At 54.3% G+C, this 25130-nt stretch carries 22 protein-coding genes, 1 tRNA gene and 1 other RNA gene; 9 read left to right on the forward strand and 15 right to left on the reverse strand.

Annotation, left to right across the window (positions count from 1 at the left end; genetic code table 11):
- Nucleotides 1–73: 73 nt before the first annotated feature.
- The 7 genes from ssrS to B5D39_RS07090 form a co-directional block, all read right to left on the reverse strand.
- Nucleotides 74–257, reverse strand: a non-coding RNA gene (gene ssrS, locus B5D39_RS07060) — 6S RNA.
- Between the two features lie 49 nt (nucleotides 258–306).
- Nucleotides 307–1323 carry a 3-deoxy-7-phosphoheptulonate synthase gene (gene aroF, locus B5D39_RS07065; protein ID WP_078789764.1) on the reverse strand — a complete coding sequence of 339 codons (1017 nt, stop codon included), beginning with the start codon at nucleotides 1321–1323 and terminating at the stop codon, nucleotides 307–309.
- Between the two features lie 11 nt (nucleotides 1324–1334).
- Nucleotides 1335–2024 carry a Crp/Fnr family transcriptional regulator gene (locus tag B5D39_RS07070; RefSeq protein WP_078789765.1) on the reverse strand — a complete coding sequence of 230 codons (690 nt, stop codon included), beginning with the start codon at nucleotides 2022–2024 and terminating at the stop codon, nucleotides 1335–1337.
- A gap of 243 nt (nucleotides 2025–2267) precedes the next feature.
- Nucleotides 2268–4268, reverse strand: coding sequence for a transketolase (gene tkt, locus B5D39_RS07075; protein WP_078789766.1), 2001 nt, complete (start codon nucleotides 4266–4268; stop codon nucleotides 2268–2270).
- Between the two features lie 26 nt (nucleotides 4269–4294).
- Nucleotides 4295–5290 (reverse strand): thiamine-phosphate kinase, encoded by a 996-nt coding sequence (gene thiL / locus B5D39_RS07080; protein WP_244161371.1) that lies wholly within the window; start codon nucleotides 5288–5290, stop codon nucleotides 4295–4297.
- Nucleotides 5287–7737: an endopeptidase La gene (gene lon, locus B5D39_RS07085; RefSeq protein ID WP_078789767.1), complete on the reverse strand. Its 2451-nt coding sequence runs from the start codon at nucleotides 7735–7737 to the stop codon at nucleotides 5287–5289. The genes thiL and lon overlap by 4 nt, the downstream gene beginning before the upstream one ends.
- Nucleotides 7724–8176: an Hsp20/alpha crystallin family protein gene (locus B5D39_RS07090; RefSeq protein ID WP_078789768.1), complete on the reverse strand. Its 453-nt coding sequence runs from the start codon at nucleotides 8174–8176 to the stop codon at nucleotides 7724–7726. The genes lon and B5D39_RS07090 overlap by 14 nt, the downstream gene beginning before the upstream one ends.
- 188 nt (nucleotides 8177–8364) lie before the next feature.
- Here B5D39_RS07090 and B5D39_RS07095 point away from each other — a divergent pair, with 188 nt between their 5' ends.
- Complete coding sequence (locus B5D39_RS07095) at nucleotides 8365–8574, forward strand: hypothetical protein (RefSeq protein ID WP_078789769.1); 210 nt, start codon at nucleotides 8365–8367, stop codon at nucleotides 8572–8574.
- A 61-nt stretch (nucleotides 8575–8635) separates the two neighbouring features.
- On the opposite strand, the gene B5D39_RS07100 is transcribed toward B5D39_RS07095, so the two are convergent.
- On the reverse strand, nucleotides 8636–9775 hold the full coding sequence (locus tag B5D39_RS07100) for a metallophosphoesterase (RefSeq protein WP_078789770.1): 1140 nt from the start codon (nucleotides 9773–9775) through the stop codon (nucleotides 8636–8638).
- 69 nt (nucleotides 9776–9844) lie between these two features.
- Here B5D39_RS07100 and priA point away from each other — a divergent pair, with 69 nt between their 5' ends.
- Nucleotides 9845–12121, forward strand: coding sequence for a replication restart helicase PriA (gene priA, locus B5D39_RS07105; protein ID WP_139366705.1), 2277 nt, complete (start codon nucleotides 9845–9847; stop codon nucleotides 12119–12121).
- Here the strand turns inward: priA and B5D39_RS07110 are convergent, their stop codons facing one another.
- From B5D39_RS07110 to B5D39_RS07120, 3 genes are read right to left on the reverse strand one after another with little or no spacing between them, the layout of a single operon-like run.
- Nucleotides 12122–12724 carry a retropepsin-like aspartic protease gene (locus B5D39_RS07110; RefSeq protein ID WP_078789771.1) on the reverse strand — a complete coding sequence of 201 codons (603 nt, stop codon included), beginning with the start codon at nucleotides 12722–12724 and terminating at the stop codon, nucleotides 12122–12124. It abuts the gene before it with no gap.
- Between the two features lie 12 nt (nucleotides 12725–12736).
- Nucleotides 12737–13582: a lytic transglycosylase domain-containing protein gene (locus B5D39_RS17340; protein WP_078789772.1), complete on the reverse strand. Its 846-nt coding sequence runs from the start codon at nucleotides 13580–13582 to the stop codon at nucleotides 12737–12739.
- A gap of 15 nt (nucleotides 13583–13597) precedes the next feature.
- Nucleotides 13598–14998 (reverse strand): sigma-54 interaction domain-containing protein, encoded by a 1401-nt coding sequence (locus B5D39_RS07120; protein WP_078789773.1) that lies wholly within the window; start codon nucleotides 14996–14998, stop codon nucleotides 13598–13600.
- Nucleotides 14999–15287: 289 nt separating this feature from the next.
- Here B5D39_RS07120 and B5D39_RS07125 point away from each other — a divergent pair, with 289 nt between their 5' ends.
- From B5D39_RS07125 to B5D39_RS07145, 5 genes are read left to right on the forward strand one after another with little or no spacing between them, the layout of a single operon-like run.
- Nucleotides 15288–15794 carry a chemotaxis protein CheW gene (locus B5D39_RS07125; protein ID WP_078789774.1) on the forward strand — a complete coding sequence of 169 codons (507 nt, stop codon included), beginning with the start codon at nucleotides 15288–15290 and terminating at the stop codon, nucleotides 15792–15794.
- A 52-nt stretch (nucleotides 15795–15846) separates the two neighbouring features.
- Nucleotides 15847–17667, forward strand: coding sequence for a chemotaxis protein CheA (locus B5D39_RS07130; RefSeq protein ID WP_078789775.1), 1821 nt, complete (start codon nucleotides 15847–15849; stop codon nucleotides 17665–17667).
- Nucleotides 17668–17703: 36 nt separating this feature from the next.
- Entirely contained in the window at nucleotides 17704–18531 is an 828-nt protein-coding gene (locus B5D39_RS07135) for a CheR family methyltransferase (RefSeq protein ID WP_078789776.1), read from the forward strand.
- A gap of 14 nt (nucleotides 18532–18545) precedes the next feature.
- Entirely contained in the window at nucleotides 18546–19439 is an 894-nt protein-coding gene (locus B5D39_RS07140; protein ID WP_078789777.1) for an HDOD domain-containing protein, read from the forward strand.
- A gap of 14 nt (nucleotides 19440–19453) precedes the next feature.
- Complete coding sequence (locus B5D39_RS07145; RefSeq protein ID WP_078789778.1) at nucleotides 19454–20548, forward strand: protein-glutamate methylesterase/protein-glutamine glutaminase; 1095 nt, start codon at nucleotides 19454–19456, stop codon at nucleotides 20546–20548.
- A 56-nt stretch (nucleotides 20549–20604) separates the two neighbouring features.
- Here the strand turns inward: B5D39_RS07145 and B5D39_RS07150 are convergent, their stop codons facing one another.
- From B5D39_RS07150 to B5D39_RS07165, 4 genes are all read right to left on the reverse strand, one after another.
- Complete coding sequence (locus B5D39_RS07150; RefSeq protein ID WP_078789779.1) at nucleotides 20605–20793, reverse strand: hypothetical protein; 189 nt, start codon at nucleotides 20791–20793, stop codon at nucleotides 20605–20607.
- Nucleotides 20793–22370 carry a peptide chain release factor 3 gene (locus B5D39_RS07155; RefSeq protein WP_078789845.1) on the reverse strand — a complete coding sequence of 526 codons (1578 nt, stop codon included), beginning with the start codon at nucleotides 22368–22370 and terminating at the stop codon, nucleotides 20793–20795. Before B5D39_RS07155 ends, B5D39_RS07150 begins: the two co-directional genes overlap by 1 nt.
- Nucleotides 22371–22440: 70 nt before the next feature.
- Nucleotides 22441–22887 (reverse strand): DoxX family protein, encoded by a 447-nt coding sequence (locus B5D39_RS07160; protein ID WP_078789780.1) that lies wholly within the window; start codon nucleotides 22885–22887, stop codon nucleotides 22441–22443.
- A 58-nt stretch (nucleotides 22888–22945) separates the two neighbouring features.
- Nucleotides 22946–23022, reverse strand: a tRNA-Arg gene (locus B5D39_RS07165).
- Nucleotides 23023–23107: 85 nt separating this feature from the next.
- On the opposite strand from B5D39_RS07165, the gene coaE reads away from it, so the two are divergent.
- Entirely contained in the window at nucleotides 23108–23704 is a 597-nt protein-coding gene (gene coaE / locus B5D39_RS07170) for a dephospho-CoA kinase (protein WP_078789846.1), read from the forward strand.
- Nucleotides 23680–24882 carry a THUMP domain-containing class I SAM-dependent RNA methyltransferase gene (locus B5D39_RS07175; protein WP_244161372.1) on the forward strand — a complete coding sequence of 401 codons (1203 nt, stop codon included), beginning with the start codon at nucleotides 23680–23682 and terminating at the stop codon, nucleotides 24880–24882. Before coaE ends, B5D39_RS07175 begins: the two co-directional genes overlap by 25 nt.
- Nucleotides 24883–25130 lie beyond the last annotated feature (248 nt).

Raw genomic sequence — 25130 nt, forward strand, 5'->3', positions numbered from 1 at the left:
CCCTCTGGCCAGGGGTACATCCTCCCAAAACTGGAGAGGGGATGCTTAAAATCCGCATCCCCTCTCGTTGTTTCGTCTCTCCGCTCTGACGTTGACCTTAAAAGGTCCTCTGGCGAGTTCCTACACAGATGGGTCTCAGTATGCCGTTTCAGGCAGTTCCCACGTATTGAGGGCAGCACACCACGGCAGGGAACGATCCCCGTTTCAACAAGTATTCCGCCCGGGCGCTACAGGTACAACGGGCAGAGCAGAGAGCAATTGTTTACGGTTTTATCCTAGACCCAGCAGACTTTTTTTTCAAGCGCTTTATGCACAAGAACCGAGGTAGTTCTGCAAACGCTTCAAATCAGCCATCAACGCCTCAAACCCAGGAAAAGTAAGGGATTGTGGGCCATCTGACAGGGCCTTTTCCGGCTCTGGGTGAACTTCCACCAGCACACCGTGGGCACCAGCCACCAGTGCAGCCTTGGACATGGGGGTGACCAGGCTACGCTTGCCGGTGGCATGGGATGGATCAACCATCACCGGCAGATGGGTCAGCTCTTTTACCAGCGGCACCATGGCAAGATCCAGGGTGTTACGGGTGGAGGTCTCAAAGGTACGGATCCCCCGCTCACAGAGGATAACCTGCTCATTCCCTTCTGCCAGGATATATTCAGCAGCAGCCAGAAACTCTTCAATGGTGGCGCTCATACCACGCTTCAGCAGGATCGGCTTTCTGATCTTACCCAGTTCCCGCAGCAGGTCAAAATTCTGCATGTTACGGGCGCCAACCTGCAAAAGATCAGCATACTCAGCCACCAGGCCAACGTTGTCCGGGCTCATCACCTCGGTTACAATCGGCAGGCCGGTTGCTTCACGTGCCTTGGCCAGCAGCTTCAGCCCTTCTTCACGCAAGCCCTGGAAGGTGTGGGGGCCGGTGCGAGGTTTAAAGGCGCCACCCCGCAGCAGATCAGCTCCGCACTGTTTGACAAAACGGGCAGTTTTCAGGATCTGCTCTTCTGACTCAACCGCACATGGCCCCCCCACCACCACGGCCCGCTGGCCTTCGCCGATCTTGACTCCGGCCACATCAACAATGGTATTTTCCGGGTGAAAATCACGGGAGACCAGCTTGTACGGCTTGGAAACATGGATCGCCTGCTGTACACCGGCCAGATCGCGAATCTTGGTATCATCCACATAGCCCTTGTTGCCCAGCACACCAATGGCAGTCCGCTCTCCACCAGGGATCGGGGCTGCGGTAAACCCCATTTCACTGACGGTTGCAATGACGTTATCTATATCTGCCTGGGTAGCAGTGTGATTCATGACGATTAACATGCACTATCCTTTCACGCCTGACGGGTGGCCAGCTGCTGCAGTCGATCCATATTCAGAACCGTTACCTTACGGCCATCCAGCTCAATAATTCCCTCTTCCTTCAGCTTACGGAAGGTGCGGGAAACGGTTTCACCGGCAGTGCCCAATTGCGCTGCCAGTTCCCCTTTTTTGATCCCCAGCTCCAGATAGGTAATACCATTGTAGCTGGTGGACTGTTCAGAAGCCCGTTTGATCAGAAACGAGGCCAGCCGGGAGGCAACATCGGCAAAGGTCAGTTCTTCTATCTGGCGGGCAAAACGACGCAATGAAAGAGAAAGAGAGACCACCAGATTTAAGGCAAACTGAGGGTTTTTCTCCATCAGATTCATAAAGCCCTGCCTGGGCAGGAACAACGCCTCACCAGCTTCAAGGGCTCGGGATTCAGCCGGATACCGACCATCCCCGAAAAAGGCAGCTTCCGCAAATGTTTCACCAGGCCGGACAAAATGCAGCACCTTTTCCCGACCATCAGAAGAAACACGGCACAGCTTCAGATGCCCTGACACCAGCAGATAAAAACCGGTAGCCTCGTCCCCTTCACTGAACAGTGTCTCACCTTTGGCAAAACTGCGTCGCACGGTGATAGCTGCCAGTGATGCCAGATCAGCGTCGTTCAGACCGGAGAACAGCAGGGAGTTTTTGAGCAGCGGCACCAGTTCCATGTGAAATCCAATGAGTAAATTCGATAAAAAGCCATAATGATAGAACGCTGATGACGCTGATGACGCGGATTAAGCGGATTTACACGGATTAAAAACTTAAAAACATTTTTCAGGGTAAAGGCAAAATCTAAAACCTTTTGATTTTATCCCTGTTTTTTTGTCTTTAAGGTTATATCCCTTCCTTTTTTAGCCTTATCCGCGTCTATCCGTCCGATCCGCGTTATCCGCGTTCTATTGTGTCTTTCAGGCAGCTATAAACCCTGCAACCTTGTCAGCCACCTTGGCCGGAGTCAGGCCAAACTGCTCAGCCAGGATCTCTGCCGGTGCTGATGCACCAAACTGTTCCCAACCGATAAACAGGCCTTCTTCACCCAGCAGCTTGCCAAAGGACTCGCCACGACCAGCCTCAATGGCCACCCGCTTGACCCCTTTGGGCAGTACAGAAGCACGGTACTCTGTGGACTGGGCCACAAAGGTGCCCACATCCGGCACTGACACAACCCGTGCTGCGATCCCTTTGTCAGCCAGCAACTTGGCAGCATCCATGGCAAGGGAGACCTCTGAACCGGATGCCATCAGCACCACCGCAGGATTGGCAACATCAGCCAGCACATAGCCACCTGCCAGCGGCAGGCTCTTGTTAAAACCAGCCGGTTTCGGCAGCAGCGGCAGTTTCTGACGGGTCAGGATCAGGGCGGTGGGACCATTGTGATACTTCATGGCAGCATACCAGGCCAGGGCGGTCTCATCGGCATCAGCCGGACGGATTACCTGCAGGCCGGGGATCAGCCGCAGGGAAGCGGTATGCTCAATCGGCTGATGGGTCGGGCCATCCTCACCTACCGCATAGGAGTCATGGGTAAAGATGTAGACCACCTGTTGCTGCATCAGGGCGGACAGACGTACTGCCGGACGGCAGTAGTCGGAGAAGACCAGAAAGGTTGCGCCGTAAGGGATAAAGCAGCCATAGAGTGACATGGCATTACAGATAGCCCCCATGGCATGCTCACGGATACCAAAGTGCAGGTTACGGCCGCCAAATGCGCCAGCCTGTACTGAGCCGCCACCTTTGATGTCACTGTTGTTTGAAGGGGAGAGGTCAGCAGAACCACCGGCCAGTGCAGGCAACAGGGCTGCTACCTTCTGCAGAACGGCACCGGACAGGGAGCGGGTTGCGCCATCCTTACCGGCAACCACAGCCAGCAGTTCTTCAGCCAGATTCTCAGGCATCTGCTTCTGCCACATGGCATCCCACAGAGTAGCTTTTTCAGGATTGGCAACACGCCAGCCAGCAAAACCTGCCTGCCATGCATCATATCCAGCCTTCAGCTCTGCTACTCGCTTGGCACACTGCTCAGCAACATCTGCCGGAACGGTAAAGGCCTTCTCCTCCCAGCTCAGGTTGGCGCGGGTAGCCTCAATCTCATCCTTACCCAGTGGCGAACCATGGGCACCGGAAGAGTCCTGCTTGTTGGGCGCACCGTAGGCGATATGGGTGGTGGCGATGATCAGTGAAGGCTTAGCGGTCTCGGCAATGCCATTTTGAAGGGCAGCCGTAACCTGATCATGGTCATGGCCATCCACCTTTTGGATATGCCAGCCAGCTGCCTCAAAACGCTTGGCAACATCTTCAGACCAGGCCAGATCAGTTTTACCTTCAATGGTGATATTGTTGCTGTCATAGAGATAGACCAGATTGCCCAGCTTGAGGTGACCAGCCAGGGCGGCTGCCTCGTAGGAAATCCCTTCCTGCAGGTCGCCATCACCCACAATGGCAAAAACCCGGTGGGTAATGGGTGAAAAGTCAGGGGTATTGAACCGCTCAGCAGCCATCTTGGCAGCCAGGGCCATGCCAACGCCGTTTGCCACACCCTGGCCCAGAGGACCGGTGGTTACTTCAACGCCGGGTGTATGCCCAAACTCCGGGTGACCTGGAGTCTTGCTGCCCCACTGACGGAAGTTTTTCAGCTCATCCATGGAAAGATCAAACCCGAACAGGTGCAGCAGTGAATAGATCAGCATGGAACCATGGCCAGCAGAGAGGATGAAACGGTCACGGTTGGCCCAGGTGGTGTCAGCAGGATTGAAGCTCATGAAGCCGCCCCACAGGGCGGTCGCCATATCTGCAGAGCCCATCGGCAGGCCGGGGTGACCGGAGTTGGCTTTTTCAACAGCATCAGCAGCAAGAAGACGGATCGTATTGGCGCAGCGCAGGGCCTGCTGGGCAGTAATCGGGGTAGACATCGGTACAGTTTCCTTTCAGATGAGGGTCAAAAATGGGTATAGCCGGAAGCAGATGGCTGGAAGTTTGTTCCATCAGGCAGGATCGCTTGAACCTGTCTTGAGCTGGTTATTTTACCAATAACCGTAAGCGGAATGCCAGTAGTTTTTGATATTTTTTGGATAGCCCCATGGTTACAGACCGGGGCAGTGAAACAGAGCTCGTAATCCTCGCCACCGCTGACTGCCAGCTGCCAGGGGAAGGCATGCTGATTGGCAGCGTAGGCTTGAAATGCAGGAGAAAGGAGAAGTTGTCCAAGCTGAATCTCTGCGCCGCAGCCGGACTGTTCACCAATATGTCCCAGATCAGCCAGCAGACCATCACTGATATCAATCATGGCATTGACCAGACCAGCCTCTGCCAGTTTTCGTCCCAGATCGCAGCGCGGGGTCGGATCAAGTTGACGTTGCATCAGATAATCATCGGATTGCCCCAACCGTTTGCCTTCCATCAGCAGTTGCAACCCCAGGGCAGAATCGCCCAGACTGCCGCTGACCCAGACCTCATCATCAAGCACAGCACCGCTCCGTTTCAGGATCAGCTCAGGCCGCTGCTCCCCCATGATGGTAACCGAGATCACTAGTCCGCTCTTTGATCCACAGGTATCGCCACCAGCCAGGATGCAGCCGTATTCAGCAGCCTGTTCAGCCAGACCATCCAGCAAGCCTTCAATGGTTTCAAGCGGGAATCCGGCCGGAATGGCCAGCGAGAGAAAGAACCAGCGGGGAACAGCCCCCATGCTGGCAATGTCGGAGAGGTTGACTGCCAGAGACTTGCGCCCCAGTAGCCGGGCCGGGCCAAAGCCCAGATCAAAATGAACCCCCTCTGCCAGCAGATCAGTGGAAACAACCACCTGACTGCCGGCAGAGGGGGAAAGTAATGCTGCATCATCGCCGATTCCCAGCTCAGGCGCCACTGGCTGGGGGAAACGGGCGCGAATCTGATCGATCAGACCAAATTCACCAAGCTCTGCCAGACCTTTCACGCTGAAATTTCTTTACTCGGCCTGACCACAACCTTCGGCGTGGCGGGCTTTGCCTTGCCCTTGGGGGCTGGAATCGGAAACTTCTCAAGGGCCAGTTTCAGTACTTCATCGATCTCTTTCACCGGCACTATTTTAACCTTCTTCTGCATATCTTTCGGGATATCCTCAAGGTCCTTCTTATTCTGCTCAGGGATGATGACCGTCTTCATGCCGGCCCGCACCGCTGCCAAAATCTTCTCCTTCAATCCGCCGATCGGCATGACCTTGCCCCGCAGCGAGAATTCACCGGTCATGGCCACATCCTTCCTGACCGGAACCTTAGTCAGCACCGATACCAGGGCCGTTACCATGGCGCAGCCTGCTGAAGGGCCATCCTTGGGCACTGCACCGGCCGGAACATGGACATGAATTTCGTTTTCCTGAAACCATTCAGGAGCGATAGCAAATTCTGAGCCGTGGGAACGGATATAGGCCAGGGCTGCCTGGACAGATTCCTTCATGACATCCCCCAGCTGTCCGGTTAAGGACAGACCGCCCTTCCCTTGCATGGTGGTGGCCTCAATATGCAGCACCTCACCACCCACCGAGGTCCAGGCCAGGCCGTTAACCACGCCGATCTCGTTCTTATCCATCTCATCATCCCGCAGGAACTTGGCAGCCCCCAACAGGGTGGCCACCATGGCAGGGTTAATCTTGATCTGACGCTTGTGCCCTTCAGCGATTTTGCGGGCCACCTTACGGCAGACATTGCCGATCTCCCGCTCCAGGCTCCGTAGACCTGCCTCACGGGTGTACTTGGCAATGATCTCCTTAAGTGCCTCCTGCTCAAACACAATATGTTTGGCCTTAAGTCCGTTGTCCTTCATCTGGCGCGGCACCAGATAGCGGGTGGCGATATCCAGTTTTTCCTCTTCGGTATACCCGGCGAGGTTGATCACCTCCATCCGGTCATAGAGGGCCGAAGGGATCGGATCGCTGTGGTTGGCCGTGGCCACAAACAGGACGTTTGAAAGGTCATAGGGCAGGTTGACGTAGTGATCTGAAAAGGCGTTGTTCTGCTGGGGATCAAGTACCTCCAGCAGGGCTGCCGATGGATCGCCCTTATAATCGTAGCCCAGCTTGTCAAGCTCATCAAGCATGAAGACCGGATTTTTGGTGCCAGCCTGCTTCAGCCCCTGAATGATCCGGCCCGGCAAAGCCCCCAGATAAGTACGACGGTGGCCGCGAATTTCAGCTTCATCACGCACCCCCCCCAGTGAGATGCGGACAAACTTACGATTCAGGGCACGGGCAATGGATTTACCCAGCGAGGTCTTACCCACGCCGGGAGGCCCCACAAAGCAGAGGATCGGCCCTTTCATCTTCTTGTTCAGCTTGCGGACTGCCAGAAATTCCAGAATCCGCTCTTCCACCTTGTCCAGATAGGAGTGGTCCTCATCCAGGATCTTCTTGGCCCGGATGATATCCAGCGAGTCGCGGGTGGTCTTTGACCAGGGGATCTCAATCAGCCAATCCAGATAGGTGCGGATCACCCCGGCCTCACCGGAATCACCATGCATCCGCTCCAGCCGCCCCAACTGTTTCAAGGCCTCTTTCTGCACGTTTTCCGGCATTTTGGCGGATTCGATCGATTTACGCAGTTCTTCCAGCTCTTCCTTGCCGTCGTTATCGCCCAGTTCCTGCTGGATCGCCTTCATCTGCTCCCGCAGGTAGTATTCCTTCTGGTTTTTGCCCATTTCCTCCCGGGCTGCGTTCTGAATCTGGGCCTGCACCGACAACATCTCATGTTCACGGGCCAGCAGATCATTCACCTTGGTCAGGCGCTTAACCGGATCTTCGATCTCCAGCAGCATCTGGGCCTCAGACAGCTTCAGACCAAGGTTGCTGGCGATCAGGTCAGCCATGCTGCCAGGGTCAGAGATATTCTCCAGGATCACCATCACTTCTGGCGAAATCTGCTTGCCCAGCTCGGAAATCTTGGTCAGCTGCTCCCGCACGGTACGCATCAGGGCTTCGGTTTCAAGGGTATCCAGTGCCGACGGCTCAACCAGACGCTCAATCCGTACCGTATGGAACGGTTTGAACTCAACAAACTCGGCGATTCTGGCCTTTACCAGCCCCTGCACCAAAATCTTGACCCGACCATCCGGCAGCTTCAGCATCCGCATGATCATGGCCACGGTGCCGACATTGTAGATCTTATCCGGCGTAGGATCTTCATCACCAATATCATGCTGGGTGGCCAGCATGATCATCCGGTCACCGGCCAGGGCCTGATCAACCGCCTTGATCGACATCTCGCGCCCCACAAAGAGCGGAATAATCATAAAGGGATAGACCACTACATCGCGAATAGGCAAAAGCGGCAACTGTTCCGGTATCTTCAGTTCCTCTTCCGTCACGATGACTGGTTCGTTAGTGTTTGATTCCTGATCAGACTTGCTCACGTGTTAACTCCTTAATCAAAATACGACGCTCCTGCCCTTTGGGACAAATGATGCGCAAGACCCCGCACTGATATTCAGCACGGATATGGCTTGGATCAACCAGATCCGGCAGCCGTACCGTACGACGCAGCCGCCCGAAATGGCGTTCCAGACAAAGATAGCGCACCGGCTCGTCAGGCGTATCAGACAGCTTATCCGCCTGAATCACACAGACCATGCCACGCTGGACTAGGCTGATCTGTTCAGGGCTTATACCTGGCAGATCAAACTCCAGCACCAGATGCCGATCTGTTTCGTAAATATCCATGGCAGCATTCAGGCTGCCTTCATCCTCTGCAGCCAAACCGGGATCAAGGGTACGCAGTAGCGAACGCATCTCCTCAAGGTGCCGGTTGTACTGTCCTGCAAACGACGGTTTTTTCCCGCCTGAACGTGGCATGGCATCACCTGTTACAATCTGTTAGAAGGCTGAAAGCAGACTAGTATGGTATGTTTTGAAGATGTAACCATTCCACTGCTGAAAGTCAAGCTGCAGACAACATGCCAGCCATGAAAAAAATATTGACATTTACTGCCGCTTTACCTGAAAGTCTGCCCATTCTTTACTAAACAAGGAGTAGTTTTAATATGGAACTGAAAACAAAAATCTGGATGACCGGGTCACTGGACTGGTTCGGCTTTATTGATGATGCAGAGGTCTTCCTGGGGCATCGCAACTTTCCGAACCCGCCTGAAGAGGGGGACGAATGGACCTGTGAAAGTGGCGATATGTTCAAGATTATTGATGGTGAAATCAAGAAGGTGGGTCATACAGAGCCACCAAAAAAATACTGGTAGTCCTGATTCCAACTCAACGTGGCATCCAAGCCCGGCCTGCTGTCAATGATAGCAGGCCGGTTTATTTTTGGGCAGGCTCAAGATCTATCACGGTCAGCTCTGGTGGTGCCAGAAACCTGATCGGCGGCCCCCAGGTACCGGTACCGCGACTGACATACAGGCGGCTACCGCCTGCCAGCTGGTTCATCCCGGCCCGCACCGGGAAGTTCAACCAGGTAAGCAGATTAAAGGGAAAGATCTGCCCCTTATGCACATGACCGGAAAGCTGCAGATCAAACTGCCCGATATTTTTTTGAACCACCACCGGGCGATGTTTCAGCAGCAGCACAAACCGATCATGGGGAATGCCATCCAAAAGACCTGTTTCATCTGCGATCCCGTTTCTTCCAAACCGTTTGGCAGCAGGATCATCCACCCCCACCAGGGCAAGATACGCACCAACCAGCGTGGTTTGATCCTGCAACAGCTGAAAGCCTGACAGTTCCAGAAACCTGCGGGATGACCCAAGCCCGGCATAATACTCATGGTTGCCCAGCACCGCCACCATCCCCAACGGCGGCTGCAGCTCACGCAACATCTGCGAAACGCCATCAACATGGCTGATGTGGCCATCCACAATATCACCGGTGGCAACCAGCAGATCCGGCTTCAAGCTCTTCACAGTGGCCACAAGCTGCTGCACCTGCTGTGACCCGACAATCAGGCCGATATGCAGGTCAGAAATCTGGACCACCCTTACCCTGGCAGCCCCTTTGGGCAGCTTGGAGGTTATGACCCGATGCTGTTCAACCTTCAGCTTACCTGCCTCAAACCAGCCATAACAGCTGATCAGCAGGGCCAGACCAAAACAGCAGAGGAAACCAGGGCGAGGCGCTAACAGTCCAAGGTCAGGCAGCCGCAGGAAGAAATGGACAGACCAGTGAAGCAGACGTACCAGCTCCAGAAACACTGACAGGGAAAGAAAGAGAAACAGCAGCCCCATCCAGCTATAGCCGATATAGGCTGCCAGAGATGCAGCAAAGGTCTGCCCTTCACGCTCCAGCAGACGGCTTAGTATCGGCGCAGCCACCATCAACAGGCACCAGCCAACCGGAAACAGCCACCAGGTTTGCAGTACCGGAAAGGCCTGCATCAGCCTGAAAACAAACCAGCAGTGAGCTGCACCGTAGATCAGCAGAAAAACAAGCAGAAACAGGTTCATGGTTTTCTGGCTCTCCCCACCACTTTCCTCTTGTCACCACGCCATGGCTGAAAGATACTGACAACCATCGTGACTACCACAGAGATCAAACATACTCAACCAAATCAGGCAGAAACCAATCAACAACCACGTACTGTTGAAGTTGCTGTCCCGCTTCCCCTGGACACCACCTTTCATTATCGGGTACCTGAACCCCTTGCCAGCCGGATTCAACCGGGGGTACGGGTCTTTGTCCCGTTTGGCAGACGCAAGGTAACTGCCTATGTACTGCGTTTCAGCAGGCCACCTGAGGGGCAGCAGCTGAAAGATCTGCTGGATGTCCTTGACCCGGAACCGCTCTGGACCGATGCAGAGCTGACATTTTTCCAATGGATTGCCGACTACTACCTGCATCCGCTGGGTGAGGTACTTAAGACCGCCCTGCCCAGCGGTATCAACCTGCAAAGCCGTAGCAGCGCTGATGGCGAAGCGGTGAGCGGCGGCAAAAAAATCCGGCACGAGCGTATCTTTAGCGCACTGTCGGCTGATGCCCCAGCCAAACTTAGAGGCAAAGGACTGGATATCCTCGCCTTTCTACGCCAGTCCGGGCCGGTTTCATCAGCAGAACTTAAGACACGCTTTGGTGAATGCAGTCCCAACCTGCGGAGGCTGGTGGAGTTGGGGCTGGTTCAGACCAGCGATCGTGAAGTCTATCGCGACCCGTTTGCCGGGCTGATTGTTGCAAAAGACTCGCCAAAATCGCTGACCCTGCACCAACAGCAGGCACTGACAACCATCCTGGCTGCCGTGGATAACAAACAGTTTGCCCCGTTTCTGCTGCATGGCATTACCGGCAGCGGCAAGACCGAAGTCTACCTGCAGGGGATCGCCCATACCCTGGCTGCGGGCAACAACGCCCTGGTGCTGGTGCCTGAAATATCCCTGACCCCTCAGCTTGTCCAGCGTTTTCGCGCCCGTTTTTCCGACGGCATCGCCGTGCTGCACAGCGCCCTTTCCGATGGTGAACGCTACGATGAATGGCGCCGTATCCGGCGTGGCGAGGTGCGGATTGTGATCGGCGCCCGCTCTGCCATCTTTGCCCCGCTGGAACGGATCGGCATTATAGTGGTGGATGAGGAACATGAGGCATCCTTTAAACAGTCCGATGGCCTGCGTTACAATGCCCGTGACCTGGCTCTGGTACGGGGACAGCAGGAGCAGGCAACCGTACTGCTTGGCTCTGCCACACCGCTGATCACCACCCGCTTTGCAGCCCAGCAGGGAAAGCTGGGCTACCTGTCATTGCCGGAACGGGTTGCTAACCGACCGTTACCAGCAACCAGTATCATCAACACCCGTATGACTGCCGAATCGCCGCTGTCACCCCAACTGATCGAGGCCCTGAGCGAAAACCTGGAGCGGGGCGAGCAAAGCCTGCTGTTCCTGAATCGGCGAGGCTTTGCCAGCTGGCTGGTCTGCCCTTCCTGCGGTGCTGATCTGCAATGCCCCAACTGTTCGGTCTCTCTGACCTACCATCGCCAGCGCAGAAAAAGCCTCTGCCACTATTGCGACTACCAGGTGCCAGCCCCCTGCATCTGCCCTGCCTGTGGTGAGCTGGAGCTGAAAGAGATGGGGGTAGGTACTGAGCGGATTGAGCATGAACTGCTGGAACGATTCCCCGATGCACGGATCGCACGGATGGACAGTGACACCACGGGTGGCAAGGGAGGCCATGCCCGGATACTGGACAAGGTTGGGCGCGGCGAAGTGGATATCCTGGTGGGAACCCAGATGATCGCCAAGGGACACGACTTTCCCGGTGTCACGCTGGTGGGTGTCCTTCAGGCTGAAGGAAGCCTCTACCTGCCGGACTTCAGGGCAACAGAGCGTACCTTTCAGGTGCTTTCACAGGTAATTGGACGGGCTGGACGGGGAGAACTGGCAGGACGGGTACTGCTGCAGGCCATGACACCGGACCACTACGGCATCGCCTACGCCGCTGATCATGACTTTGAACGGTTCTACCAGGAAGAGTTGTTATTCCGGCAGGAGCTGAACTATCCACCCTATGGTTTTCTGGCTGCGATCAAACTCTCAGCAACCAGCGAAAAGAGTCTGACAACAGCGGCTGAGCAGTCTGCCGCAGTACTGCGTGCCATTAAGAGCAGATTGGGGTTGCGGGTTGAAATCCTGGGACCGGCACCGGCGCCACTGTACCGCTTGCGGGGGCGTTTTCGTCAGCAGATTCTTTTGAAGGACGCCAGCCGGGCCGCACTGCGGCGTCTGTTAACCGCCTACCGCAGGGAGCAGTCACTTCCGGCAACCGTCAGAGCAGCGATTGATATCGACCCGGTGGATCTGTTGTGATCAGTGTTGCACCCACTCAATGGTCTGGCTGCCCAGATTCACATGGTACCGGAAATCTCCCAGAAAGTTCATCCCCAGCAGGCCATCAAACCCCATTGCCGGGCCATTCATCGGCAACACAGCGACTTCCACACTATGTTTGGTCTTTGGTCCAACCTGCATATAATCAACAACCGTATTATAGGCGGTAATAAAACTGCCATCAGCCACCCTGCCCACAGACCGGCTGGTATGCTCAGGTTTGATACCAAGCCGACTTGCCAGTTGCGGCGAGATGGTGGTTACACTGGCACCGGTATCCAGTAGCATGCGAGCCTGGATGGTTTCGTTACGAAAACTGAGGGTTACCGGTACCAACACCTTGTTGCCCCGTACCGTGACCCCGGTATAACGATCCCCGCCACTGGAAGAACGGCTGTTCTTGACCTTTTTACGATACTGGGATGGAATCTTGCCCTCATCATCCACCATAACCACGGTGCCATCTTTATCAGTGTACTGAAACAGATCAGCCTGCACCTGATGGCTTTTCAGAACCGCAATCACAGCAATAACAACACAGATGAGATGGAAGAAATGGCGCAAGGAAGTCAGACACTGCATAGGGGCTCTCAATCAGGCAGTAAATGCCGAGTAATACTGTTTTACCTTCACCAGATACTCACGGGTTTCACGGGGAAGACGGTCCGGTTTGCGATCCACATTGCCCGGACCCCAGTTATAGGCTGCCAGGGCTGAATCAAGGTCACCGTTATACCTGTCCAGCAGTCCTTTTAAAAACCGGGTGCCGGCCATCACATTTTGTTCTGGATCAAAGGAGTTGCTGACCCCCAGTCCTCGGGCAGTAGCAGGCATCAGCTGCATCAACCCCTGGGCACCGGCGTGGGAAACAGCCCGGGGGTTAAAGTTACTCTCTGCCTTGATAACCGCCTTGATCAGCCCGGCATCAACGCCATAGCGTTGTGCTGCCTTGGATATGGTCTGCTCAATGTTGACTGACGGGGATGCATCCGACAAGCGGGACGAACGGCGCTCCACCTGCTCTGGTGCCTTGGGACCGGGCTCGGTTTCCAGCTCAGGCAGAGGCTGCTTGGCAGGATGGCTTGTACGGGTTTCGCCATTGGCAAGATTTGCAAGGTAGGCACTGATCGGTGAAGCGACCTGGGGTGAGCCAGAAGCGGGAAGAGTTGCCATGGGCAGTGTCATGCCACCATCAGTATCGGGATGATCCGCCAGCAGCTCCAGCGAGCTGCGCAAGGTGGTCAGCTGCAGCAGTTCTGCCGCATTTTGTACCGCCTCGGGTGAAGCATCTGCAGGCACCATGCTACGGTCGATCACGGCATCCAATCGATCTGAAAAGCGGGACGAGGCTGTGGTTACAGGCTGCTCAGCTGCCGGGCGGGACTGTTCCCGCAGCATACTCTGCAATAACGACATTGTCTGGGCTGCATTAATCGACATTCAGGTCCTCCCCGATCAGGGGAACTGCAGGTTTTTCTTTTTCAGCTTCTCAATCAAGGTTGTCCGCTTCAGGTTCAAAAGGGTTGCAGCTTCTTTTTTGTTACCGCCAGTGCGTTGCAAGGCCTGTATAATAAGGCCGTTTTCAAAGGCATCAACGGCACTGTTCAGACAGATCCCTTCCGGAGGCAGCTCTTTAGCCGTACTGACAGTGCCTGATACTGCTGCAGATTGTTGTATAACCGTACGGGGTGCCAGATATTTTTCAGGCAGATCATCCACCGTAATAAACCCGCTCTCCTTCATGGTTATCATCCGCTCCACCAGATTTTCAAGCTCCCGCACATTGCCGGGCCAATCGTAGTTACAGAGCATCTCAAGCGCTTCGCGGGTAAAGCCTTTCACCAGACGTCGCCGGTCACGGTTAAACTGCCCCTGAAAGTGGTTGATCAAGAGCGGAATATCTTCACGCCGGTCCCGCAGGGGGGGAATCGTAATCGGGATCACTGAAAGCCGGTAGTAGAGATCCTCCCTGAAATCACGGGTGGCCACCTGTTCATCCAGGTTTTTGTTGGATGCAGCAATGATCCGCACATCCACCTTCTGGGAACGGGTTGATCCAACCGGCTCAAACTCCTTGGCCTGCAGCACCCGCAGCAGCTTGACCTGCAGGGTCGCCTTCATATCGCCGATCTCATCCAGAAACAGGGTTCCCTTGTCAGCCATCTCAAATCGACCAATCCGGTTGGCATAGGCGCCGGTGAACGAGCCCTTCACATGGCCAAACAGTTCGCTCTCCAACAGATCATCAGGAATGGCAGCACAGTTGACCGGCACAAAATTCCTGCCGCTCCTGCCTGAAAGCTGATGTATTGCACGGGCTGCAAGTTCCTTGCCGGTTCCTGACTCTCCCTGAATCAAGACCGTTGCACTGGATTCAGCAACCTTTTCAATCATCTCAAACAGATTAAGCATCTGGCGGCTTCTGCCAATGATGGTAGAACAGAGAAAATGGGGATATTCATCAATCGGCTGCTCAGGGGCCCGCACCTTCATGGCCTGATATTCCAGAGCCCGCATTACCACACTTTCAAGCTCATCAAGGTTCAGCGGCTTGGGCAGAAAAATCAACCGTTCATCATGGGGCAATGTACGGGCAGCATCGGGCTGACCGTAGACTATCGCCACCAGCTCTGGATCAACCTGCCAGAGCCGTTGCAGGGCATCCGATGAACTGGCAAACAGTGATGGCTGATCTGCAACCAGAATCCGGGGCGAGCGTACCGGGTGAGTGTCAAAAATATCCACTTCAGCATCAAATACAGCCGTTTCATAGCCCTTATATGTCAGAAACGCTGACACGAGGTCACGGGTTTTACGATCACTACCAAGAACACAAAAAGAGCTTTTAGGAAGCATAACAACCCCTTATAACACACAACACCTACCTTGGTGGAGCACTGCCTTAAAGTATATGACGCATCCCAACCAATGTCAATTATCTGACCCATCATAAAAATATGAATATTTTATAATATACATTTCTATCAACAAAAACAGTTTCACTGCGCCATCTGCTTGCACAGGTACGGCTTGCATGGTACATATACAGGCATTCTGGCAGTATCCTGCTACATCTGGGACTGCAGCAAACTAAATTGTTTCTAAATTTATACTGATATAAGTCTTATCCCTGAAGGAGGTTTCCATGTCCAATGCCCTGGTGCCGATGAATAGCAATGAGGCACGTACTGGTGATCATGGTGAACTGATTCAACTGGTCAGCTTCAGCCTGGACAACGAAGAGTACGGCGTAGACGTCCTGAAGGTACGTGAAATCATCAGAATGCCCAGTATCACCAGGGTTCCCAATACTCCCCACTATGTTGAAGGGGTAATCAACCTGCGGGGCAAGGTTATCCCAATCATCAATATGCGTCGCCGTTTCGGTCTGTGTGAACTTGAATACGACAAACAGACCCGCATTATGGTTATGGATGTAGAAGGTGAGCTGATGGGCTTTATCGTGGATGCCGTTTCAGAGGTTATCCGTATATCCAGCAGCGAGATCCAGCCGTCGCCTGCCGTTGTAACCAGTGGCATTGATCAGGAATGTATTGCCGGTGTGATCAATCAGGCCGAGCGCCTGCTGGTTCTGCTTGATTTACAGAAGATGTTTTCCCAGGACGAGCGTCAACTTTTTGGAAACTTATAAGTAAGTATGTTCTGTTTCCCTTCACTTCCATCTCTGTATGGCGAGGTGTGCAATGCCCATTGATTGCGAAGACCAGGAACTTCTTGAAGGATTTCTGGCAGAGACAACTGAGCTTCTGGAGAAGCTGGACGACGACCTGATTGCCCTGGAAAAAGCGTCAGATGATCCAGAGCTGATGAACCGGATCTTCCGTTCCATCCACACGGTTAAAGGGGCCTCCAGCTTTTTGGGGTTTGATCTGCTGGTACGGGTCACCCATAAAACCGAGGATGTTCTGAACCGCCTCCGTAAGGGTGAGTTGCAACTGACCTCCGAGATTATGGATGTGGTGCTTGAAGCCACAGACCTGGTCAAAACATTGGTGGCAGACATTAAGGGTGGTGAAATTGTTGATCGTGAGATCAATGAAACCATCAATAAGCTCATTCCGCTCCTTACTGAACAGCCAGCTGCTCCGGCCCAGCCTGCTGCAGAGACTCCGCCCCCTGCAGCAGCAGAAGACGCACCTGCCAGCGCAGAAACCGCAGCACCCCAGCCGGAACAAAAACCTGCCCAGGAGCCCCCTCCTGCAGCAGCCATGCCTCCTGCGGCGCCCCGTCCTGCCCCTGAAGCGGCAAAAAAACCAGCCCCTCCCAAAGGCGGAGAAAAGGGTGGTGGCGACGACCTTTCCGACAACACCACGGTCCGGGTTGACGTCAAACGTCTTGACGACCTGATGAACCAGGTTGGCGAACTGGTGCTGGAACGTAACCGGATGATCCAGCTGAATCAGGATCTTCAGGGCGGAACCTCTGACCATATCCTGTTCAGTGAAGAATTCGGCAAGCTGGCCAAACGGATGAGTTTCGTCACCTCTGAACTGCAGATGCAGGTTCTGAAGATGCGGATGATTCCGGTGGAAAAAGTCTTCAAGAAGTTCCCCCGTATTGTTCGCTCTCTGGCCCGCGATCTGGGCAAAGAGGTTGACCTGCAGATCTTTGGTGAAGAGACTGAACTTGATCGATCTGTTGTGGATGAAATCGGCGATCCGCTGATCCACTTGATCCGTAACGCCATGGATCACGGTCTTGAAACGCCTGATGACCGTATCGCCGCAGGCAAACAGCGCACCGGCACTCTGATTCTGGCAGCTATCCACGAAGGCAACTCCATCATCATCAGTATTAAAGATGACGGCCGCGGTATCGATACTGACCGGGTCGGCCGTAAGGCGATTGAAAAAGGGCTGATCACCGAAGATCAACTGGCGGCCATGAGCCAGCGTGAGATGTTTGACCTGATCTTCCTGCCCGGTTTTTCCACAAAAGATCAGGCCTCTGACCTTTCAGGCCGTGGCGTTGGCATGGATGTGGTCAAGACCAACATCAAAAAATTGAACGGCCTGATCGAGATCAAGAGCGAAAAAGGGATGGGATCAGAATTCATCCTGCGCCTGCCCCTGACCCTGGCCATTATTCAGTCACTGCTGGTAGAGGTTGAGGGGGAGATCTACTCCATCCCATTGGCCTCAGTGCTTGAGACTCTGCGGGTTGATCAACGTGAGTTCCATGTGATCGGCGGTCAGGAAGTACTTAAATTGCGTGACATGGTGCTGCCGCTGGTCCGCCTGGAGCAGGTCTTCAACGTCAAGCGCTGCCACGAGCAGGACAACTTCTGCTACATCGTGGTGATCGGCTCTGCTGACAAGCGGGTTGGTCTGGTGGTAACCCGTCTGGTGGGCCAGCAGGAAGTGGCCATCAAATCGCTGGGTAAATACCTGGCCAACGTCACCGGCATTGCCGGCTCAACCATTCTGGGTGATGGACGGGTGGCATTGATTGTTGATCCGGTCGGCATGGTTGATGGCGGTGAAGGAACATCAGGCGCACGCTAAGAGCAGCAGACGCTTAACACGAGAGAGGGATCAAACGTGGCCATATCTGATAAAGATTTTGAACTACTACGCGACTTTATTTACAACCTGTGCGGGATGTACTTCCACACCACAAAAAAATATTTCCTTGAAAGCCGTCTTACCAAGCGTATGGAGGCCACCGGCACCAAGACCGCCATGGATTATTACGGCCTGCTCAAGTCACCCCGTGGCGGCGAAGAGCTGCGGTTTCTGCTGGATGAAGTCACCACCAACGAAACCTATTTCTTCCGCTGTGTGCCTCAGCTAAACGCCATTGAGACCAAATTCCTGCCGGAAATAGTTGAAGCCAAAAGCAAGATGGGGTTCCGCAAGTTGAGGATCTGGTCTGCTGCTTCATCATCCGGTGAAGAGGCCTACACCCTGGCCATGATGCTTCTGGAAAAGCGCGCGACCATCCTCAAAGACTGGATCATTGAAATCATCGGTACCGACATCAATGAAACCGTGGTTGCCCAGGCCAAGGAAGGGATTTACAACGCCTACTCGGTCCGCAACGTGCCAGATCTGTACAAGAGAAAATATTTCAAGGAGGATGCCGGCAAGTTTATTCTCTCTCCTGATGTCAAAAAATTTGTCACCTTCAACAAAATGAACCTCTATGACGACACCAAGATGGTCTTCATGAAGAGTTTTGACTTTATCTTCTGTGCCAACGTCCTGATTTACTTTGACCTCGCTTCAAAATCAAAGGTTGTGCAGCACTTCTACAACAACCTGCAACCCTACGGATACTTCTTTGTTGGCCAGTCTGAATCACTTCACGGCGTTAACGACAAGTTCAAGACCGTCCATTTTCCAGGCGGTTTTGGTTATAAGAAATAACGGGGGACCCCACGATGGATAAACAGGCAATGATGGAAACAGCCCGCCAGTTGGTGGCTAAAATTGACGATCTGCCCACAATTCCGGTGGTGGCTACCCAGGTGCTGCAACTGCTTGACGACCCGGATGTCAATGTAGACAAGGTAGCAGACCTGATGCTGACCGATCTGGTCATGACCGCCCGGGTCATGAAGATGGTCAACTCCCCCATTTATCGCGCAAATCAGGAAATCACCTCCCTGAAGCGGGCTCTGGTCTATCTTGGTATCCGCCACATAAAAGAGATCGCCCTCACCTCATCATTCATCAGTGCCTTTGAAGACAAGGGTGGTGTGATTGACATCAGCACCTTCTGGGCCCACTCATTTGGTGTGGGCATGGTTTCCAAGATCATTGCAGAAAAGATCCGCTACCCGGATATTGAGAAGGCCTACCTTGCAGGGATCGTGCATGATATCGGCGAGGTTGTGCTGAGCTATTATCAAGCGGAATCCTTCTCAAAAATACTGACTGCAATCAAGGAACGACCGGTACGTCTGATTGACATGGAGCTGGAAGAATTCGGCACCACCCATAATGAAATCGGCTACTGTATCGCTGAAAAATGGAATTTCCAGGAAGCCTACAAGGAAGTGGTTCTGTACCACCACAGCCCGCGTGAGGCCACCAGCGACCCTGTACTGTGCGCTATCATCAATCTGGCTGACCTGTTCTGCTCAGTTCGGGATCTCTACTACGGAGGTAACGCCTGGGCCAGCTTCAACCTCTCAGAAGAAGAGGGTTGGGCCATACTTAAAGAGCAACATCCCAGCCTTGAAGATCTTGATATTGAACGATTCTGCTATGAACTGGATGATGCCGTTCCTGATGTCAAGGAACTGGTCACATCCATATTTTCCAAGGCATAACCTACGGAGGCATGATGTTTTCTCCAGCGTCGGGTGCTAAAACCCGTGTACTGATCGTAGATGATTCATCCTTCATGCGGATGGCTATTCGTGGCATTCTGGTTAAAGACCCTTCCCTCGAAATCATCGGCACCGCCAGTGATGGGGTTGAAGGGGTTGAAAAGGCGATTGCCCTCAAGCCTGACCTAATTACCATGGATGTTGAGATGCCCCGCATGGACGGCATTTCTGCCCTGAAGCAGATCATGGCCAAGGCTCCCACCAAGGTTTTGATGGTTTCCACCCTTACCAATGAAGGGGCCAAGGCCACCTTTGAAGCACTGGATGCCGGTGCCCTGGACTATATCCCCAAAAACGTAACTGATTCATCCGATGCACAAAACATCTTCAAAGAAGAATTACTTAAAAAAGTTCGTGAAGCGACCCGTTCTCGCATCCTTCGGCCAGCAGCCGGCTTGAGTATGCCTCGTCCGGGCACATTGACTGCGCCACCCCCACGTGCAGCAGTCAAGACATCAAAGATCCACAGTAAAAAAATCACCCATGTCGGCATTGGTGCTTCAACCGGCGGACCGGTTGCGCTGCAGGAGGTCATCTCCCGTATCCCGATGAACTTTCCCTATGGTATTGTGGTGGCGATCCATATGCCCAAGGCCTTTACCGGCCCCTATGCAGACCGCCTGAACGCTAAATGTTCTATTACGGTTAAAGAGGCGGTTGACGGCGAGCAGGTTAAGCCCGGCACCATTCTGGTTGCACCTGGTGGTATGCATACCCAGGTGGTACGAAGTGGCAGCGGTTTAGTAGTCAAGACAGCACCCACCACCGCCTATCCCCAATACGTCTATATCCCTTCCGTTGACCTGATGATCTCATCCATGGCAGAGGCAACTGCAGGTTCAATGCTGGGGGTGGTCTTAACCGGCATGGGTAATGATGGTTTCAAAGGGATGCAACTGCTGAAACAAAAAGGCGGGGTGACGCTGGTGCAGGATGAGGCGACCTCAACCATTTACGGCATGCCCAAGGCCTGCGTTGATGGCGGGGTGGCTGATGAAGTGCTGCCGCTGGGACAGATCGGCTATGAAATCGGCAAATTCATGGGCTGAGGCCCATTTTGCTGTTGTTGTTAAAAAGGCGACCAGTCTACAACTGGTCGCCTTTTTTATCTTTGGGCGTACACCACCAGCCCTTTAGCACTGCTGTCTACCCGACAGTTGGAATAGCCCAGGCGTTTCAGGCGACGCAGGATAAAGAAGGCCGCAACCTTGTGTACATCAGGCAGGATCAACGGAAAATGATCCGTGGGTAGATCGGTCATCGCCCGCCAGGTGGCTTTCAGATTCAATGCCATTATGAATGCTCGGAGGTGGCGTGGAACTCCAGGTCCGGCCAGTTCTCAACCGTATTATCCAGCCGCCACTGGCTACCAGCCATGTAGGTCAGCTTGCCCTCTCCGTCAATATACAGGTTCATCTTCTCCTTCTTCTCAAACTCTTCCATCAGCTTCTTCTCGCCAGTAACCCAGCGGGCCGTGGCATAGGCCACCGGTTCATAGGCGATCTTGACCCCGTACTCAAACTCAAGCCGGTGCAACACCACCTCAAACTGCAGAATACCAACCGCACCAACTACCCAATCAGCACCAAAGATCGGCTTGAACACCTGGGTTGTGCCTTCTTCTGCCAGTTGTACCAGCCCTTTTTCAAGAGCCTTGGACTTCATCGGATTCAGCAACCGCACCTTACGGAAATGTTCTGGTGCAAAGCTGGGGATACCGGTGAATTTCATATCCTCACCCATGGTAAAGGTGTCACCGATCTTGATGGTGCCATGGTTGTGGATACCGATAATATCACCGGGGAAGGCCTCTTCCACGTTACTGCGATCCTGGGCCATGAAGATGGTGGCATTGCTGATCTGAAAATCCCGTCCCAGCCGCAGATGTTTCACCTTCATACCCCGTTCAAATCGACCTGAGCAGATTCTGAAAAAGGCGATCCGGTCACGGTGGGCCGGGTCCATGTTTGCCTGAATCTTGAACACAAACCCGGAAAACGGCTCTTCAAAGGGAGAGACCAGCCGGGTGGTGGTGGCACGGGGACGGGGATGGGGGGCATGCTGCACAAAGGTATCCAGCAGTTGCTGCACCCCGAAGGTGTTGATGGCACTGCCAAAAAAGACCGGGGTCTGACGACCAGCCAGATAGGCATCCAGATCAAAGGGATGGGCAGCACCTTCCAGCAGCTCCACATCATTACGCAGCTCTTCTGCCTGGCTACCCAGCAGTTCATCCAGCAGCGGATCATCCAGCCCCTGTACGGTCACAATCCGATCAACACCGTGCTCTGCATCAGGATCAAACAGCAACACCTCTTTGCTGTAGAGGTGGTAAGTGCCCCGAAAACGCTTACCCATCCCGATCGGCCAGGTCATGGGGGCGGTCTGCATCCCCAGATTCTTCTCCACATCATCCAGCAGGTCCAGCGGTTCCTGTCCTTCCCGGTCCAGCTTGTTCATAAAGGTCATGATCGGGGTATCACGCAGACGGCAGACATCCAGCAGCTTCTTGGTCTGGCTCTCCACCCCTTTAACCGAGTCGATCACCATCAGGGCTGAGTCAACGGCGGTCAGCACCCGGTAGGTATCCTCGGAAAAATCATTGTGACCGGGGGTATCCAGCAGGTTGATCTCAAAGCCGTCATAGGTAAACTTCATTACCGATGAGGTGACCGAGATGCCCCGCTGTTTTTCCAGCTCCATCCAGTCTGAGGTGGCATGGCGACCGGATTTACGTGCCCGCACTTCGCCAGCCTGTTGGATCGCGCCACCAAACAGCAGCAGCTTCTCGGTAATGGTTGTCTTACCGGCGTCAGGGTGGCTGATGATGGCAAAGGTACGTCGTTTATTGACTTCTTCCTGATTGTACATAGCTTCCACGCTACTGCTCCTTACACAGAAAAGGCGGGCAAAAGCCCGCCTGATAGGTTAATTGTCACTGCTAGGCTCTAAAAATAAGGCGGTCGATACACCACTTACCGCCACCGGCCACCATCAGATAGACCGCCATCCCCAGCAGGGCCAGGGGAAATTCGATACCGTGGCCCCGGCCTGAGACACAGTTGGCATTCATAAAGAAACCATGGGCCCAGTGGACCTTGTAAATGGCCACCGCCATCACTGAGGAGATACCGGCAGCTGAGACACGGGTCAGAAATCCGGTCAGCACCCCCAAGCCACCGCCAAACTCGGCAATGATCGCCAACAGGGTAAAAATCGGCGGAATCCCCAGTTTCTGCTCAAAAACACTGAAGGTTGCGGTTAAACCACTGCCGCCAAACAGGCCGAACAGCTTCTGGGAGCCGTGGGCAAGAAAGATCAGCCCCAGCGGGATACGGATGACCAGTGGTGCTACGGCATCAGACAGTTCAAAACCACCTCTGGCCATGGGACACCTCCGCAGCATGAAATAGAAAGGGGACCAATGGTCCCCTCTTGTGCTGATTTGGCGGGCGGTATTGGATTCGAACCAACGACCTTTGGCTTCGGAGGCCAACACTCTATCCAGCTGAGCTAACCGCCCGTGAACTAAATCTTTTACACTATCGGCCCTGCCAACTCAAGGGAAAAATCTGGCCAGCCCAGTGATGCTCTGCTACTATTGCGTCATGTTGACTATCGGACTGACAGGCGGAATAGCCACCGGCAAGAGCAGTGTTGCGGCACTCCTGGCCGAACAGGGTGCAGAGGTGATTGATGCGGATCAACTTGCGCGGGATGCCGTAGCGCCGGGAACTGCTGCCCTGCAACGGATTGTGGAGCTATTTGGACAGCAGGCCCTGCTACCGGATGGCAGCCTGAACCGTCAGGCAGTACGGGAGATGGTCTTTAGCGAACCAGCCAAACGGCAGCTGCTTGAGGCGATCCTACACCCGGCCATTAAAGAGCTTGCCCTGCAGCAGATTGAGCAGGCACGAATCCGCGGTTGCGACGTGGTGGTCTATATGGCGCCACTGCTGATTGAGGCCAATGCCACCGACAGGGTGGATGAAATCTGGGTAGTGACGGTACGGCCCGAGGTGCAGCTGGCACGCCTGATGGCCCGCGATGGTTGCGATCAAAAACAGGCAGAGCAGATCGTTGCGGCCCAGATGCCGCTTGCAGAAAAAGAACGCTTCGGCGTGGTGGTTATCGACAACAGTTCCAGCCTGGAGGCAACCCGTCACCAGATTGAAGCAGCATGGCAGCAAAGGATAGGATCATGACTGAACAACGCACCATACTCCGTCGCAAAAGCACCGTAGTCAGACAGCCGGACAACCAGCTTAACCTGTTTGCCACCGTACCGCTTGGGGCCGAAGAGCTTACCGCTGCAGAGCTGGGGCGGTTGGGGGCCGAAGGGACCACAGCAGTACGGGGCGGCGTCAGCTTCAGCGGCAACCGTAGCACTCTCTACCGCAGCCTGCTGCAGGTACGGACCGCTAGCCGGATACTGCTGCAGCTTGGGCAGTTTCCCTGCGGATCACCACAGGAACTGTATGACGGCATGCGCAACCTGCCCTGGGCTGAGCTGCTGACCCCAACCATGACCCTGGCAGTGGACTGCACTGTGCGGGATTCAGCCATCACCCACTCTCACTTTGCCGCCTTAAAGGCCAAGGATGCCATTGTTGACCTGCTGCGGGACACAACCGGCAGCCGTCCCAATATCGACACCAAAGCACCTGATCTGCGGATCAACCTGCATATTGCCAAGAACCAGGCCAGTGTCTCACTGGATGCCAGCGGAGATCCGCTGGACCGGCGCGGTTGGCGTCTGGATCGTAATGATGCCCCCCTGCGTGAAACCCTGGCAGCCGCCATCATGCTGCACACCGGCTGGGACGGCAGCGTGCCGCTGCTTGACCCGATGTGCGGCTCCGGCACCCTCTTGCTGGAAGGGACCGCCATTGCTCTGGGGCAGGTAGCAGGTGCTGGACGGGAGTTTGGGCTGATGCGCTGGCGCGATTTTGATCGCAGGCTGTGGGAACAGGTACTCAAAGAAGAACAGACCAAGGCAGCCGAAAGCCTGGAACTGCCGGTGCTGGGCTATGATCAGGACCCGAGGGCAATCATAGCCTGCCGCGAGAATGCCCGCCGGGCCGGGCTGGCCTATCAGGTGGCCTTTGATCGCAAACCGTTTGAGGAATCAGAACCGTGCGGCCATCAGGGGGTGCTGGTGATGAACCCGCCCTACGGTGTACGGATGGGCGATCGACAGGAGTTAGAGGTCCTGTACCGCAAAATCGGCGAGGTCTTCAAGCGCCGTTTCACCGGCTGGACCGCCTATCTGCTGGCCGGAGACCTGGAACTAGCAAAGCTGGTGGGTCTGAAACCTTCCCGTCGCTTTGTGCTGTTTAACGGTCCACTGGAATGCAGGCTGCTGAAGTACGAGCTGTACTGATCTTCCATCCTGAATGCCTGGTTACCGTTTGATGAAAGTTTTGGTTAGAGACGGAATAAAAAAAGAGGAATCCATTACGGATTCCTCTGGTGAGTTCTTGGAGCGGGAAACGAGATTCGAATCCTCAATTCACACAAGGTTTTTGCTGTGTAACTATCTGCTATTATTTGTTTGTTTAGAAAGTGTTGGCACTCCTACAGGCGAGTATCGTTCGCAAATATACAGAGCCGTCCATAAGAGTTCAGCGC

The organism is Trichlorobacter thiogenes, assembly GCF_900167465.1.
GTDB classification, from domain to species: Bacteria; Desulfobacterota; Desulfuromonadia; order Geobacterales; family Pseudopelobacteraceae; genus Trichlorobacter; species Trichlorobacter thiogenes.